The organism is Arthrobacter pasteuri, from assembly GCF_054510955.1.
In genome coordinates this window covers 1012763-1026945 of the sequence record NZ_JBTNDO010000001.1, presented here as the reverse complement: position 1 = coordinate 1026945, position 14183 = coordinate 1012763, and the positions used below count along the sequence as shown (strand labels likewise).

Genomic DNA, 14183 nt, shown 5'->3' with positions numbered 1-14183 from the left:
AACTGCTCCTACGGTTCTAGGTGTGGTCTTCTCCCTGGATAGCTCGCTGGTGCTCGCCGCAATCGTCGGATTGTGGCTGGTGTGGGTAGCGCCGTCCGTCCTTCGAAAGACCGTGCCGGCGGCCGCCGGCAGCAGACGCCGATCGCCGAAAGCCAGGACGGGCAGTCCTGGAGGGAGCATGATGACAAGAACCGCGCCGCAGGACGATGCCGCACGACCGGGGGAGACCCTGGAACCGCACTCCATGACGACGGTCCCGTCGCCAGCCGCTGCGCGGCCGGGTCCTTCGCCCAGGCCCTTCACGCCGCGGTGGGGACGCATCGCCGTGGCGCTGGTAGGACTCCTCGCACTCTGCGCCGCCCTCGTGACGCTCGTCCTCGGAGCCGTAGGCATCGTCTCCCTCCTCGTTCCCCTCGCCTGCGTCGGCATCGCCGCTGTGGCTGTCGCGGTCCTGAGGCTGCTCGCCGTCCGTAGCCGGGAGGCGCGTGTCAATCGTGCCTTCGCCGATGCCATGGCACCGGTGCGTGCACCTGCACCGGACCGCGCCGAGGTGCCTCCGGCGTTCCCGCCTGCACCGAAACGCCCGACCACCCTGTTCAACGCCGAAGAGACCGCTGAACGGCCCCTGACGGCCATGGAACGGCGGACGGCGGCGCTCGCCGCGGCGGGCTCCTCCGTGGTGGAGGTCCGCGACCAGGCAGTGCCGGCCGAAGCCTCCGAAGCCTCCGAGGCGGCCCAGCCGGCAGGAGCGACGGCGTGGGCTCCCGTCGAGGTACCCCGTCCCACCTACGTCGATGCGGCGAAGGCCGAACGCCAGGCGCCGGCCCCCCTGGACCTCCCCGAGGCGCCGAAGCCGTCGACCAGGACACCGATCAAGGCATCGGAAGCTGCTGCCCGCGTCGCCGCAGCAGCCGACACCGCAGCCGACACCGCAGCGGATACCGCCGGCACCGTGGACGCATCGGTCGATTCCCATCCCGCCACCGGGCGCATCAACCTCGACGACGTGCTGCAGCGCCGTCGCGCCTGACACCTCCGGAATGCCAGGGCCGCTCCCCGATGCAGTCCGCAGCCCCCGCGTAGGCGCAGCGTGAGGGCGAGAGAGGCACGCGTCATCCGGGAGCAGGAGACGATCGCGTTCCTCGAATCGGACGCCCCGTCGGAGCTTCTTCGCTCTGCGCTCGCCGCCGCCGGGTGGGAGCTGGTCTCCTGGCAGCTGGGACCGCTGCACCACCGGCCCGGTGCCGGGGTGACAGGGATCTTCTCCCTCGAGGTGCGCAGGTCGTCCGACCGGCACGGCCGGAGGGCCGCGGTGCCTGTGCCGACGCACGCCTGCATCACGTCCTGCTCCATCGCCCATCCCGCCGCCCGCGTGGAGGTGTTCCACCGCCGGGGCGCGGACCCCCTCTCGGTCTGGGTGCATCCCGCCGATCCGCTGTTGCCGGGCCTCCCGTTGGCGCTCGACCCCCTGGGCGTCACCCCCATCGCGTTCGGCGCGGAGCATGACCCCGCCGATACCGTGATCGAGACCAGGAGCTACCGGCCGCTCCGTCGGGCCGTGGTCCTGGCCCGGAACGGGAACGACCGCCGCTACCTGAAGGTGCTCCGCCGCCACGAGTCGGGGCCGCTCGCGGAACGGCACCGTATGCTGCGCGCTGCAGGTGTCCCGGCACCCGCGCTGGCCCGTGAGCCCCTGCAGGATGTCGTCGCCATGCATCCCGCTCCGGGGGCACCGCTCGCCGAGCTCCTCATGCGCGACGGCGCGTCCGACGTCGATCCTTCCGCGCTGGTGCGGGTCCTCACCTCACTGCCTCCCGCCGTCCTCGGACTGCCGGCGCGTCAGCCCTGGTCGACCCGGGTACGGGACTATGCCGAAGGCGCGGTTGGCGCCCTGCCGGCAGAGGCTTCCCGGATCAGGCGGCTGGCCGCCGGGATCGACGACCTCGTCCGCTCGAGCGATGCAGGCCCGGTGGTGCCGACCCACGGCGACTTCTACGAGGGCAACCTCCTCATCACGGACGGTGCGGTGTCAGGGCTCCTGGACGTCGATGCGCTTGGCCCGGGACACCTCGTCGACGACCTGGGCTGCTTCCTCGGCCATATCGCCGTCCTGCCCGGATTGCATGCCGGCTACGCCCACGTACCCTCCGCGCTGCTGCGGTTCCTGCGGGCCTTCGACCGTCATGTCGATCCCGCAGCCCTCCGGAGCCGCGCCGCAGCGGTGAGCCTGACCCTCATCGCGGGAGCCCGGCGGGGGCCTGCGGGCACCCACGGGGCCGGCGAGGCGCTGTCCCGGCTGGAGATCGCCGAGCAGTTCCTCGCCGAGGCCCGGACCCTGGGCTCCGAGCGGGAGCGTGACAGCGGCTAGGAACAGGAGGGACGCGCATTGCCACGGTCCTCTCCCGCCCATCCTGCACCCGTCCGGCGCCGGGACGGGACGTCCTCAGGCCGTCGCCGGCGGGCGGACCCGCGTATCCATCTGCAGGACCGGCGTGCCGTCCGCGTCCGACAGTTCGAGCTGCACCGCGACGTCGACCCCGGCGAGGGAGGTCAGGTGCGTGCCGCCGCAGGGGATCTCCGCCCGTTCCTCCGGGAGCACGCAGATCCACCGGCGACGGTCGGTGAGGCCCGCTCCGTCCGTCTCGATGCCGATCGGCGCTCCAGTCGCCGTCCACGCGGCGAGCGTCGCGTTCACCGCCTCGGCGACGGCATCCGTGTCGAGGTCCTCCCCGCTGAAGCCCTTCCGCCGCAGGGACTTGCCCAGGCGGTACCTGTCCACGGAGCCGAACTCCCCGATGACCGTCGTGTCGATCGCCAGTGCGTCGAAGTTCGGTGCGCCGAGCGCGTCCGGAGCCACGTCCTTCTTCCACCGGCCGGCCAGGGCCCGGTTCAGGGCCAGCGAGGCGAGGTGGCAACCGGTGTGACCCGCGGACACGGCCGCGCGATGCGCGCTGTCGACCCGCACGACGACGTCGTCGCCCTCGGCAGGTCCCTCACCGTCGACGAGGTGCACGACGACGAAGGCCCAGCCCTCCGCGCCCTTGCGCACCGGCGCTTCATCGCCCAGGTACAGAGTGGTCCCGTCGGTGGCTCCCACCACGCAGTCGGCCACGGGCCACGTGCGCGACCCTGCCCGGAGTTCACCGCGATCCGGCCCCTGGTCCGGCCAGGCGGAGTCCACCGGATGGAAGGCCGTGGTGTCCAGCAGGACCGCGCACCGGCCGTCGTCGCGGACCTCGACATGGAGGACGCGGGAGGCCGATTCGACGGCCCCCTGGGGATAGGTCACGCGCGTGTCGGTCCTCGGCAGGGCCATGGTGCTCCTTGGGTGCTGGGTGCTGGGTGCTGGGTGCAGGCGGTCGGGTAAAGCGATTCAGGTGTCGTCGGGCAGGTGCGCCAACCGCTCGAGCAGTGGCTCGGTGCGGTAGGGGATGTGCTCGTGGAGGGCGAGGACCGTCTCGGTGCGGATCACACCCTTGATCTTCAGGACCGACCGCAGCGCCGCCTGCAGATTGTGCGTGTCGGTCGCGGCGACGCGGCACCAGACATCGCCCCGGCCGGAGATCTCGTGCACCTCCAGCACCTGATTGAGGGTGCGCAGACCGGCGATGACCCCGTCGAGCTCACGGTGTGAGACCTCGATGGTGACGAAAGCGACGACGTCGTAGCCGAGCGCCTCGAGGTCGAGCTCGCGGCCGCTCCGACGCAGCACCCCGGTGCGCAGGAGCCGGCGGATCCGGCTCTGCGCCGTATTGCGGGCGACGCCGAGGGCCTCGCTCAGCTCACTCACCTGGGCCCTGGGATCCCGCACCAGCTCGAGCAGCAGGCGCAGGTCGAGGTTGTCCAGTTTGCTCACGAAGCTCACTTCCCGTCAGTCGGCTCTGCCTGTGTTGCGCAGAACGCTCAAAAGAGCATCCTGCATCTTTGCAGGGCGGTCGATCCAGCTCATCCTATAGAGGTCCGGGGTGAATCGCGCCCGGGCGAGCGCCAACGCGTACGAGCAGGGAGAAGTGGGATGAGCGTTCTCAACGAACTCCGGATGAGGCCGACAGCGACCGGGCGCCGCAGTTGGGACGCATCCCTGGCCGCCCGCCTCGCGCTCGCCGTGACGGTGATCTCCACCCTCCTGATCGGGGCCAACCTCGCCACGCCGATCTATCCGCTCATCCAGGCCGGCCTCGGCCTGACGGACTTCGCCGTCACCGTCGCCTTCTCGTCCTACGTCGTGGCGCTGATCGGTGGGCTCGTCCTGGCAGGCCACTGGTCGGATCACATCGGACGGCGCGCGGCGCTGGTCCTCGCCATCGTCCTGGGGCTGCTCGGCGCCGCACTGTTCGCTGTCGCGACCTCGCTGCCGATGCTGGCGGCGGGACGCGCGCTGCAGGGAGGCGCGGTCGCGCTCGCCACGGGCGCGAGCGCCGCAGCCCTCCGCGACCTCCTTCCGACACGGCCGGACTGGGCCTCGAGGTTCACGCTGATGGCCTCGGCCGGGGGAGTCGCTGCCGGTCCCGTGATCGGCGGACTCCTCTCGCTCCTGCCGGCCCCGACCCGCACGCCGTTCATCATCTACCTCGTGGTGCTCGCCAGCCTCCTGGTCCCGCTCCTGGTGCTCCGTGCACGGCCTGCGATCCGGCCCGCGGCTGCGGACCGACCGCTCGCGGCCCTGCGCCCCCGCAGGCCGGCGGTGTCCCGGGATGCGCGCCGGTCCTTCTGGACCGCTTCGGCCGTCGGATTCCTCAGCTTCGCCGTCTTCGGTTTCACGCTGAGCCTGGCCCCCACCTGGTTCGCGGGCATCGCGGGCACGTCCTCCCGGCCACTGATCGGCCTCCTCGCAGCGCTCGTCCTCGGATCGTCGGCCGTCAGCCAGGTGCTGTCCCCCCGGGGCCGGTTCGTGGTTCCGGTGGGCCTCGCCGGCATGGCGCTCGGCATCGGGCTCCTGCCGCTCGCCGAGGCCACGGGCAGCCTGCCGCTGCTGATCGGAGCATGCATCGTGGCGGGGTTCGGACAGGGCATGGCCTTCCGCGTCGTCTTCAACGAGGTGTCCGTGAAGGTCGACCCGGCCCTGCACGCCCAGACGGTGAGCGCCGTGTACGTCCTCACCTACCTCGGCAGTGCCGTACCCGTGCTCGGACTCGGCGCGGCCGCCGGCATCTGGGGACTGAACGCCTCGGTCACCGTCTTCGCACTCGCGATCGGCGGAGTGTGCGCGCTGCTCGCTGCGGCGTCACTGGTCTCCCGGACCCGCGCCCCGCGGTAGGCCTCCGCCGATTCGTCGGCGCTCGTCCTGCATCCGCCCGGCGTCGGGCCTCAGCAGTGCCCGCCGTAGCCCCGCCGTCACCGGGCGGCGGTCGAGCGGTCTCGGGTGGCCGCCCCTGTTTGTAGGCTGTAGGCATGTCGAACACCGCAGCGTCGCAGCCTTCGAGCCCATCCTCCGGTCCCCGTCCGGACGGCCCCGCTGACGGTGCCCCGGGCAGCGCGCCCCGTGTCGTCGTCGGCCTCGATATCGGTGGTTCCAAGACCCATGGGGTGCTGTGGCGCAACGGCACGCTCGCCGCGGAGGCGAGGGCAGGAAGCGCCAACGTCCAGAACGTGACGCAGGATGAAGCCGCCCGGAGCCTCGGCCGGCTCTTCCGCGACCTCGTGCCGGAGGTGCAGGCCGGCGGGATCGACCGCGTCGTTGCCGGATCCGGGGGAGTGGACACCGCTGCGGACGCCGAGCGACTCCGAGCCCTGATCGCTCCCCACGCGCCGGGAGCCGGGATCGACGTCGTCCACGACACGCGGCTGATCCTGGCCGCCGGAGGCGCACGGGTGGGCATCGCCGTCATCGCCGGTACCGGATCCGTCGCCTGGGGAGTCGGGGAGGACGGCAGGGAAGCGCGCTCCGGCGGGTGGGGCTACCTCCTCGGTGACGAGGGCAGCGGCTACTGGGTGGCGCGCGAAGCCGTGCGGCGGACACTGCACCGCAACGACCTCGGCCTGCTTCCGGACGCGCTCGACGAGGCCGTCCTCGCCCTCAATGCCGTGGGGACCCCGACCGAGCTGATCGGGCTCTTCCACTCCGGGGCCGGACGGACCTACTGGGCCGCACAGTCCAGGGCCGTCTTCGATGCGGCGCGCGACGGCCACCCTGACGCGGCGGACATCGTCGACCGTGCGGCCACGGACCTCACCCGGCTCGTCCTCGACGTCGCGAGCGTGATCGGCGTGCCGGGGCCGGTGGTCCTGGGCGGGGGGCTTGCGATGCACCAGCCGGACCTGCAGGACCGCCTCCGCGCCCGTCTCGCTGCCGAGGGCATCACGGAGGTCGTGTTCCTGGACGAGGACCCCGTGATGGGTGTCCGATTCCTCGTCACGGGTGCCCCGTAGGACCGATGCCGGGTCGGCCGGGGGCTCCGACCTGCTCGGGCGCCGGCTCGAGGGGCTCCGGGCGGGCAGGGCGCACCGGAGCCGGCTGCGGAATGCAGTCGGGACCCATACACGGTCTTGCCTGCTGCGAACTCATGGTTAGACTCAGAACCTCCGACAGCTTGAACTGACCGCTGCGCCCCCGGGCCTGCAGAAATCCAGACGGCAAGCCGGAACCGCCTCGTGCGGCCCGCGGGTGCAGCCCGGCCGAGAAGCTCCTGCCACGAAAGGCACAGCTGCCATGACATCCTCCCACCAGGCTTCCGGCCAGCGCCCCATGATCGAGTTCCTCAACGTCACCAAGACCTACGACGGCGGACGCCCGGCCGTGGACGACCTCACCATGGACATCGACCGCGGCAGGATCACCGTGTTCGTCGGACCGTCCGGCTGCGGCAAGACCACATCGCTGCGCATGATCAACAGGATGGTCGAGCCCACCTCCGGCCGGATCCTCCTCGAGGGCCAGGACGTATCGCAGGGGAAGGCCGCGGAACTGCGGCGCTCCATGGGGTACGTCATGCAGTCCTCGGGCCTCCTGCCACACCGTTCCGTGCTCGACAACATCGCGACGGTGCCACGCCTCAACGGGGTCGGGAAAGCCGACGCCCGCAGGCGTGCGCAGGAACTGCTCGACGTCGTCGGCCTGTCCTCCGACCTGGGGAGCCGCTATCCCGGCCAGCTCTCCGGCGGGCAGCAGCAGCGCGTCGGAGTGGCACGCGCCCTCGCGGCCGATCCGCCCGTCCTCCTCATGGACGAGCCCTTCAGCGCGGTGGACCCCGTGGTCCGCGCCGAACTGCAGGAGGAACTGCTGCGCCTGCAGCGGGACCTCGCGAAGACCATCGTGTTCGTGACCCACGACATCGACGAGGCGACCATCCTCGGCGACAAGGTGGCCGTCTTCGCCGTCGGCGGCCGGCTCGCGCAGTACGCAGCGCCCGAGGAGATCCTCCGCGCACCCGTGGACGATTTCGTGGCGGGGTTCGTCGGACGTGACCGTGGGTTCCGCCACCTCTCCTTCCAGGAGGGCGGCAACGTGACCATCCACCCCGTCGAGACGATCGAGGTGGACCGCCTCGCGGACCCCACCGTCTCGGTGCGCTCGCCGTGGACCCTGCTGGTGGATGCCGGCGGCCGTCCCCACGGATGGGTCCCGCAGGCCACCCGCGGCAGCATCACCCGGCAGGCGGACGCGGTCCCCGGCGGATCCCTGTACCGGCGGGGGGACACCCTGCGGCGCGCGCTCGACGCCGCCCTGTCCTCGCCGTCGGGCCTGGGCGTGGCCGTCGACGACGACGGACGGGCGATCGGCGTCGTCCGCGCCGCCGAGGTCTTCGAACTCATCGAATCCGCGCGGCTGGACCGCGGCCGCGCCGAGCACAACACGGCGGTCTAGCCATGGACTGGTTCCTCGCAAACCTCGATTTCGTCTGGCTGCACACGCGCCTCCACCTGTTCCAGGCGATCGTGCCGCTGCTCCTCGGCGTCCTCGCCGCCGTGCCGATGGCCCAGCTCGCCCGCAGGAATCCCGTGGTGGGATCCGTCCTGCTGACCGGCTCGTCCATCCTCTACACCATCCCGTCCCTCGCCATGTTCGTGTTCCTCCCCGTGGTCCTCGGGACCAAGGTAATCGACCCCGTCAACGTCATCGTTGCACTGGCGATCTACGCCTTCTCCCTCCTCGTCCGGTCCACGCTCGACGCACTGAACTCCATCGACGACGGCGTACGCCAGGCCGCCATCGCGATGGGCTACACGCCCGTCCGCCGGTTCCTGACCGTGGACCTCCCGCTGTCGCTGCCCGTGCTGTTCGCCGGACTGCGCGTGGTCTCGGTCACGAACATCTCACTCGTCAGCGTCGGCGCGCTCATCGGCGTCCCCAGCCTCGGGACGCTGTTCACGGACGGGCTGTTCCGGTCCTTCCCGACCGAGATCGCCGTCGGGATCGGCGTCATCCTCCTGCTGGCGCTCGTCCTGGACCTCGTCCTCGTCCTCACGGAACGCCTGCTGACCCCGTGGACGCGCAGGGCCCCCGCCGGCGGCAGGCCGGCGGAGGAGATCGTCGCGCTCGAGGCGAAGGTGGCGGGCGCCTGATGGACTACTCCAGTGACAACCTCCTCCTGCAGATGGCAGAGTGGCTGACCGCTCCTGCCAACTGGGAAGGGGACCGCGGCATCCCGACACGCGTCATCGAGCACCTGGGGTACACCGGTCTGACCATGCTCATCGCGCTGGCGATCGCCGTCCCGATCGGCCTCTATGTAGGGCATACGGGGCGCGGTCGCGTCGCCATCGTCTCCGGCGTCGGAATCCTCCGCGCCCTGCCGACGCTCGGCATGGTGTTCCTCTTCGTGCTGCTCGCGGGCCTGGGTCTCATGCCGCCCATCTGGGCGCTCGTGCTGCTCGCCGTGCCGCCGCTGCTGAGTGGGGTCTATGCCGGCATCTCGTCGGTCAACCGCACGGTGGTCGACGCCGCCCGGAGCATGGGCATGACCGAGCTGCAGATCCTGTTCCGGGTCGAGGTACCCAATGGGCTCCAGGTCATCCTCGGCGGAGTCCGCGCGGCCATCCTGCAGGTGATCGCGACCGCAGCCGTCGTCGCCTTCATCAACCTGGGGGGACTCGGGGTCTTCCTCGTCGAGGGAACGCAGCTCGCGGACTACGGACGCCTCTTCGGCGGCGCCGTCGTCATCACCGTCCTCGCGATCGCCGTCGATCTGCTGATGGGACTGCTCCAGAGGCTCGCCATCTCACCGGGACTGCGGACGTCCGGCCCGGGAAAGACCCAAGGATCTGGCCGGCAGAAGGCCGTCGCCAGTGCACAAGGAGGAACACCATGAAGAACCTGTCAGCACAACGCGCCGGACGGCGCGCTTTGATGGGACTGGCGGGCGGCCTCACCGCCACGCTGGCGCTGACTGCCTGCGGGGCCAACAGCGATCCGCAGGGCGAGACAGCGGAGACTGCCACGGCAGGCGGGTCCGTCGTCGTCGGTTCGGCTGATTTCCCCGAGAGCCAGATCATCGCCGAGATCTACGCGGGTGCACTCACAGCGGCCGGCGTCGAGGCGACGACCAAACCCAACATCGGCTCACGTGAGATTTACTACTCCGCCCTCGAGGACGGGTCCGTCGACATCATGCCCGACTACAGCGGCAACCTGCTGCTGTTCGCCGACCCCGCCGCCACCGCCGAGTCGGCCGAGGACATCCTCGCGGCCCTTCCCGACGCACTCTCGGCCAAGTCTCCCGACCTCGAACTCAGCGTGCTCGAGCCCTCGCAGGCCGAGGACAAGGACGCGCTCGTCGTCACGGCCGCAACCGCGGAGAAGTACAGCCTCGAGTCCATCGCGGACCTCGCGGAGGTCTGCGGGGAGATCACGATCGGCGCACCGAGCACCTTCCAGGAACGCGCCTACGGCCTGCCCGGCCTCAAGGAGAAGTACGACTGCGAGCCCGGCGGCTTCAAGGCCATCAACGACGGCGGTGGCGAGGTCACGCTGCAGGCACTGCTGAACGACGACGTGCAGGCAGCCGACATCTACACGACGACGCCGTCCATCGAGGACAACGACCTGGTGGTCCTCGAGGACCCGGAGAACAATTTCATCGCCCAGCAGGTCCTGCCGCTCGTCAACACGGAGACCGTCGGCGAGGAGGCGCAGAACGTCCTCAACGAGGTGTCGGCCCAGCTGACCACAGAGGATCTCCTGTCGCTCAACCGGGAGGTCAGCGGAGACGAGAAGCGTAATCCGGCGGACGCGGCTGCTGACTGGCTGGCCGAGAAGGGACTCGCCGGCTGAGGTCTGCGGAACCGGTTTCAACGGGGGCCCGGTGTTCGGCATTGCTATGCCCCGCACCGGGCCCCCGCTGTGGCATCCTGATCAGATGGCCACGTACAAGCAGTCGGAAAAACTCCGTAACGTCCTCTACGACATCCGGGGGCCGCTGCTCGAACACGCCATGACCATGGAGGCCCAGGGCCACCGGATCCTGAAGCTCAACATCGGCAACCCGGCGCCCTTCGGGTTCGAAGCGCCCGACGCCATCCTCGTGGACATGATCCGCAACCTGCCGAAGGCCCAGGGCTACAGCGACTCCCGCGGCATCTTCTCCGCGCGCACCGCCGTGGTGCAGTACTACCAGAGCCGCGGGATCAACTCGATCGACGTGGACGACGTCTACCTCGGCAACGGTGTCAGCGAACTCATCACGCTCTCCATGCAGGCCCTGCTCAACGCCGGCGACGAGGTCCTGATCCCGACACCGGACTACCCCCTCTGGACCGCGTCCGTGGCCCTCGCCAGCGGCACGCCCGTCCACTACCTGTGCGACGAGGACAGCCACTGGTGGCCGGACCTCGAGGACATGGCCTCGAAGATCACCCCCGATACCAAGGGCATCGTCCTGATCAACCCGAACAACCCGACGGGGTCGGTGTACCCGCGGCCCATCCTCGAGGGGATCGTCCGCCTCGCCCGCGAGCACGGGCTCATCCTGTTCGCCGACGAGATCTACGAGAAGATCCTGTACGACGACGCCGTCCACATCAACGCTGCGTCGGTCGCCGGCGACGACGTCCTCTGCCTGACCTTCAGCGGCCTCTCGAAGGCCTACCGCATCGCCGGGTTCCGCAGCGGCTGGATGGCCATCTCCGGGCCCAAGCGCGACGCCGCGAACTACATCGAGGGCATCAACCTGCTGGCCAACATGCGGCTGTGCGCCAACGTCCCCGCACAGCACGCCATCCAGACGGCGCTGGGCGGCTACCAGAGCATCAACGACCTGATCCTGCCCGGGGGGCGCCTGAAGCAGCAGCGCGACAAGGCTGCGCAGATGCTCAATGCGATTCCCGGCGTGAGCTGCGAGCTGGCGCAGGGCGCCCTGTACCTCTTCCCCAAGCTGGATCCCGAGGTCTACCCCATCAAGGACGACGAGAAGTTCGCCCTCGACCTCCTCAAGCAGCAGAAGATCCTCATCTCCCACGGCAGCGCGTTCAACTGGGTCAACACGGACCACTTCCGCATGGTGACCCTGCCGAGCGTGGAGGTCATCGAGGACGCGATCGGGAGGCTCGCCGACTTCCTGTCCACCTACAAGCCCTGACCGTCCCGGGACGCCCGACACAGGAGGATCCATGGCACCGAAAGCCAGCACGAAAGCCGACAGCAGCTCGGCCGACACCGCCGAGCTGCGGCGCCTCCTGCTGGCGGGCCCGGACTTCGCACTGCACGCCGTGGACCCGCACTCCACGCCGGGGTTCGACGGCGGCAAGAAGGCCGGGATCGCTGCACTCGCCGCCGGCGCGGACGCCCTCTCATTGCTGCAGGAGAAACTCTTCGCGGAGAGCCGCGCCGGAAGCGGCATCGCCGTCCTGCTCCTCCTGCAGGGGATGGACACCTCGGGCAAGGGCGGGATCGTCCGCCACGTCGTCGGGCTGGTCGATCCGCAGGGCGTGCAGCACTCCGCGTTCAAGACTCCTACGGAGGCGGAACGGAGCCACGACTTCCTCTGGCGGGTCCGTCGGCAGCTCCCTGAGGCGGGCATGATCGGGGTCTTCGACCGGTCGCAGTACGAGGACGTCCTGGTCCATCGCGTGCGGGGCCTCTCGCCCGCCGATGAGGTCGAGAAGCGCTACGGGGCCATCCGGGCGTTCGAGAACGAGGTCGCGGCGTCCGGCACCCGGGTGCTGAAGGTCATGCTGCACCTCAGCAAGGACGAGCAGAAGGCCCGGCTCGCCGAACGGCTCGAACGGAGGGACAAGTACTGGAAGTACAACCCCGGCGATGTCGACGAGCGCGGGTACTGGCAGCAATACCAGGAGGCCTACCAGACGGCCATCGAGCGGACGAGCACGCCTGACACCCCGTGGTACGTGGTCCCCGCCGACCGCAAGTGGTACGCCCGGCTCGCGGTGCAGCATCTGCTCACCGCGACCCTGGAGGACATGCAGTTGAGCTGGCCGCCGGCGACCTTCGACGTGGAGGCCGAGAAGAAGCGCCTCGCCGCGTCCTGATCCGCTACCGTTCGGCCTTGTCCCGCGCCGCCGCGAGCCTCACCTTCGCTCCCTCCAGCCACGCCTCACAGCGATCGGCCAGGGCCTCGCCGCGTTCCCAGAGGGCCAGCGACTCCTCGAGGCTCACGCCCCCGGCCTCGAGCCGGGCGACGACAGCCACGAGTTCTTCCCGTGCCTGCTCGTAGGACAGCGTGTCCACCTCGGGGCGGCGTGTTTCCGGCTGGCTGGTGTCCGGCTGGTTGTTCTCGGGCTGGTCGGTCTGGCTCATGGCGTCTTCCTTGTCTGCTGAGTGGTCTGGTGTCCGGCTGCGGGGTCCGCGGACTGTCGGGTGGCCCTGGTCATCGCGTGCCGGACGGCGTGGGCGCATCCCCGGCGACCGCGCCGAACTGCCCGGCGGCGACCCTGATGCGCAGTGTCTCTCCGGGCCGCACGTCCTCGGGATCCCTGACCACGTGCCCGTCCGCCGTCTGCACCACCGCGTACCCGCGGTCCAGCGTCTTCTGCGGCGACAGGGACCGGACGCGTTCGCGCAGGTGATGGATGGAGTCCGCCTCCCGCTCGACCGCGGCGGAGACGGAGCGCAGGGCGCGGGATCGAAGCCGCTCGACGTCTGCTTCGCGGACGTCGATCATCCCTTCCGGTCGTGCCAGCGACGGGCGGGACCTCAGGTTGGCGAGGCTTTCGCTCTCGCGGTGCACCAGGACCCGGATCGACCGCTCGAGCGCGGCACGCGCCTGGCCGATCCGGCCGAGTTCCTCCGTGACATCGGGAACCACGCGCTTCGCTGCATCCGTCGGCGTCGAGGCGCGCAGGTCGGCCACCTCGTCGAGCAGGGGGCGGTCCGCCTCGTGGCCGATCGCGCTGACCACCGGGGTGCGGGCCAGGGCGACGGCCCGCACCAGGGATTCGTCGCTGAAGGGCAGGAGGTCCTCCAGAGCACCGCCACCACGGGCGATGATGATCACGTCGACCTGCGGGTGTGCGTCCAGCTCGGCGAGCGCCGCGGTGACCTGCGCGACGCTGCTGACGCCCTGGACGGCCACTTCCCGCACTTCGAACTCGACGGCGGGCCACCGCAGCGCCGCGTTGCGCATGACGTCTTTCATCGCGTCGGAATCCCGGCCGGTGATGAGCCCGATGCGGTGGGGGAGAAGGGGCAGCTGCTTCTTGCGGGTCGCAGCGAACAGTCCTTCGGACGCCAGGGCCTGCCGCAGCCGCTCGATCCGGGCGAGGAGGTCCCCGATCCCGACGGGCCGGATGTCGACCGTCTGCATCGACAGGCGTCCCGTCTTGACCCAGAAGTCCGGTTTGAGGCGGGCGACGACGCGTGAACCGCGATCCAGCGGCGCGGAGGCCCGGTCCATCACGCTGCCGTAGACCGAGAGGGAGAGGGATACTTCCGAGTCGACATCGCGGAGCGTGATGTAGCACATGCTCGCGCGGCGGTTGAGTTCGATGACCTGCCCCTCGACCCAGGCCGCGGGGGCGCGCTCGATATGTGCCTTCAGTTTCTCGGACAGGAGATGGAGCGGCCACGGCGCGTCCGGTGACGTCTCCGCCGCCGTCGCCGGGACGGTCGACGCCGGCCGGGGCGACCCTGCAACGGGCTGCATGCGGATTCCCTCGCTCGTCATCGTTCTCCTGTCCTCGGGGAGGCGGTTGCCCCCGGTGTTCCACGGGAAAATGCACTGTCCATCTCTACCACCCCCGACCCACAGCATCCTGCCCGGCAGCACCAGGTGGGCAGGACCAGGTGGGCA

Annotated in this window: 14 protein-coding genes; 10 read left to right on the top strand and 4 right to left on the bottom strand. The window is 70.3% G+C overall.

What is annotated here, in order from left to right:
• Positions 1-178: 178 nt before the first annotated feature.
• A complete protein-coding gene (locus tag ACX80H_RS04745) occupies positions 179-1030 on the top strand; it encodes a hypothetical protein (protein ID WP_459311412.1) in 852 nt (283 codons plus the stop codon).
• Between the two features lie 60 nt (positions 1031-1090).
• Positions 1091-2368, top strand: a complete 1278-nt coding sequence (locus ACX80H_RS04740; RefSeq protein ID WP_459311410.1) for a phosphotransferase — start codon at positions 1091-1093, stop codon at positions 2366-2368.
• Between the two features lie 75 nt (positions 2369-2443).
• On the opposite strand, the gene ACX80H_RS04735 is transcribed toward ACX80H_RS04740, so the two are convergent.
• Complete coding sequence (locus tag ACX80H_RS04735) at positions 2444-3316, bottom strand: alanyl-tRNA editing protein (RefSeq protein WP_459311409.1); 873 nt, start codon at positions 3314-3316, stop codon at positions 2444-2446.
• Between the two features lie 57 nt (positions 3317-3373).
• Positions 3374-3856: an Lrp/AsnC family transcriptional regulator gene (locus tag ACX80H_RS04730; protein WP_459311408.1), complete on the bottom strand. Its 483-nt coding sequence runs from the start codon at positions 3854-3856 to the stop codon at positions 3374-3376.
• Positions 3857-4015: 159 nt separating this feature from the next.
• Here ACX80H_RS04730 and ACX80H_RS04725 point away from each other — a divergent pair, with 159 nt between their 5' ends.
• The 8 genes from ACX80H_RS04725 to ACX80H_RS04690 all read left to right on the top strand — a co-directional run bounded on the left by ACX80H_RS04725 (position 4016) and on the right by ACX80H_RS04690 (position 12423).
• Complete coding sequence (locus ACX80H_RS04725) at positions 4016-5257, top strand: MFS transporter (RefSeq protein WP_459311407.1); 1242 nt, start codon at positions 4016-4018, stop codon at positions 5255-5257.
• Between the two features lie 134 nt (positions 5258-5391).
• Positions 5392-6369 carry an N-acetylglucosamine kinase gene (locus ACX80H_RS04720; RefSeq protein ID WP_459311405.1) on the top strand — a complete coding sequence of 326 codons (978 nt, stop codon included), beginning with the start codon at positions 5392-5394 and terminating at the stop codon, positions 6367-6369.
• A gap of 316 nt (positions 6370-6685) precedes the next feature.
• Positions 6686-7804, top strand: coding sequence for an ABC transporter ATP-binding protein (locus ACX80H_RS04715; protein WP_459313363.1), 1119 nt, complete (start codon positions 6686-6688; stop codon positions 7802-7804).
• Positions 7805-7806: 2 nt separating this feature from the next.
• The gene (locus tag ACX80H_RS04710; protein ID WP_459311403.1) at positions 7807-8502 is read left to right on the top strand and encodes an ABC transporter permease; all 696 of its coding nucleotides are present in this window, start codon (positions 7807-7809) and stop codon (positions 8500-8502) included.
• On the top strand, positions 8502-9248 hold the full coding sequence (locus ACX80H_RS04705; protein WP_459311401.1) for an ABC transporter permease: 747 nt from the start codon (positions 8502-8504) through the stop codon (positions 9246-9248). Before ACX80H_RS04710 ends, ACX80H_RS04705 begins: the two co-directional genes overlap by 1 nt.
• Positions 9245-10210 (top strand): ABC transporter substrate-binding protein, encoded by a 966-nt coding sequence (locus tag ACX80H_RS04700; RefSeq protein WP_459311399.1) that lies wholly within the window; start codon positions 9245-9247, stop codon positions 10208-10210. Before ACX80H_RS04705 ends, ACX80H_RS04700 begins: the two co-directional genes overlap by 4 nt.
• A gap of 85 nt (positions 10211-10295) precedes the next feature.
• Positions 10296-11513: a pyridoxal phosphate-dependent aminotransferase gene (locus ACX80H_RS04695; RefSeq protein ID WP_459311397.1), complete on the top strand. Its 1218-nt coding sequence runs from the start codon at positions 10296-10298 to the stop codon at positions 11511-11513.
• 31 nt (positions 11514-11544) lie between these two features.
• Complete coding sequence (locus ACX80H_RS04690; protein WP_459311395.1) at positions 11545-12423, top strand: PPK2 family polyphosphate kinase; 879 nt, start codon at positions 11545-11547, stop codon at positions 12421-12423.
• Between the two features lie 4 nt (positions 12424-12427).
• On the opposite strand, the gene ACX80H_RS04685 is transcribed toward ACX80H_RS04690, so the two are convergent.
• Both ACX80H_RS04685 and xseA read right to left on the bottom strand, forming a co-directional pair.
• Positions 12428-12691, bottom strand: coding sequence for an exodeoxyribonuclease VII small subunit (locus ACX80H_RS04685; protein ID WP_459311393.1), 264 nt, complete (start codon positions 12689-12691; stop codon positions 12428-12430).
• Between the two features lie 70 nt (positions 12692-12761).
• The gene (xseA, locus tag ACX80H_RS04680; protein ID WP_459311391.1) at positions 12762-14057 is read right to left on the bottom strand and encodes an exodeoxyribonuclease VII large subunit; all 1296 of its coding nucleotides are present in this window, start codon (positions 14055-14057) and stop codon (positions 12762-12764) included.
• Between the last annotated feature and the right edge of the window lie 126 nt (positions 14058-14183).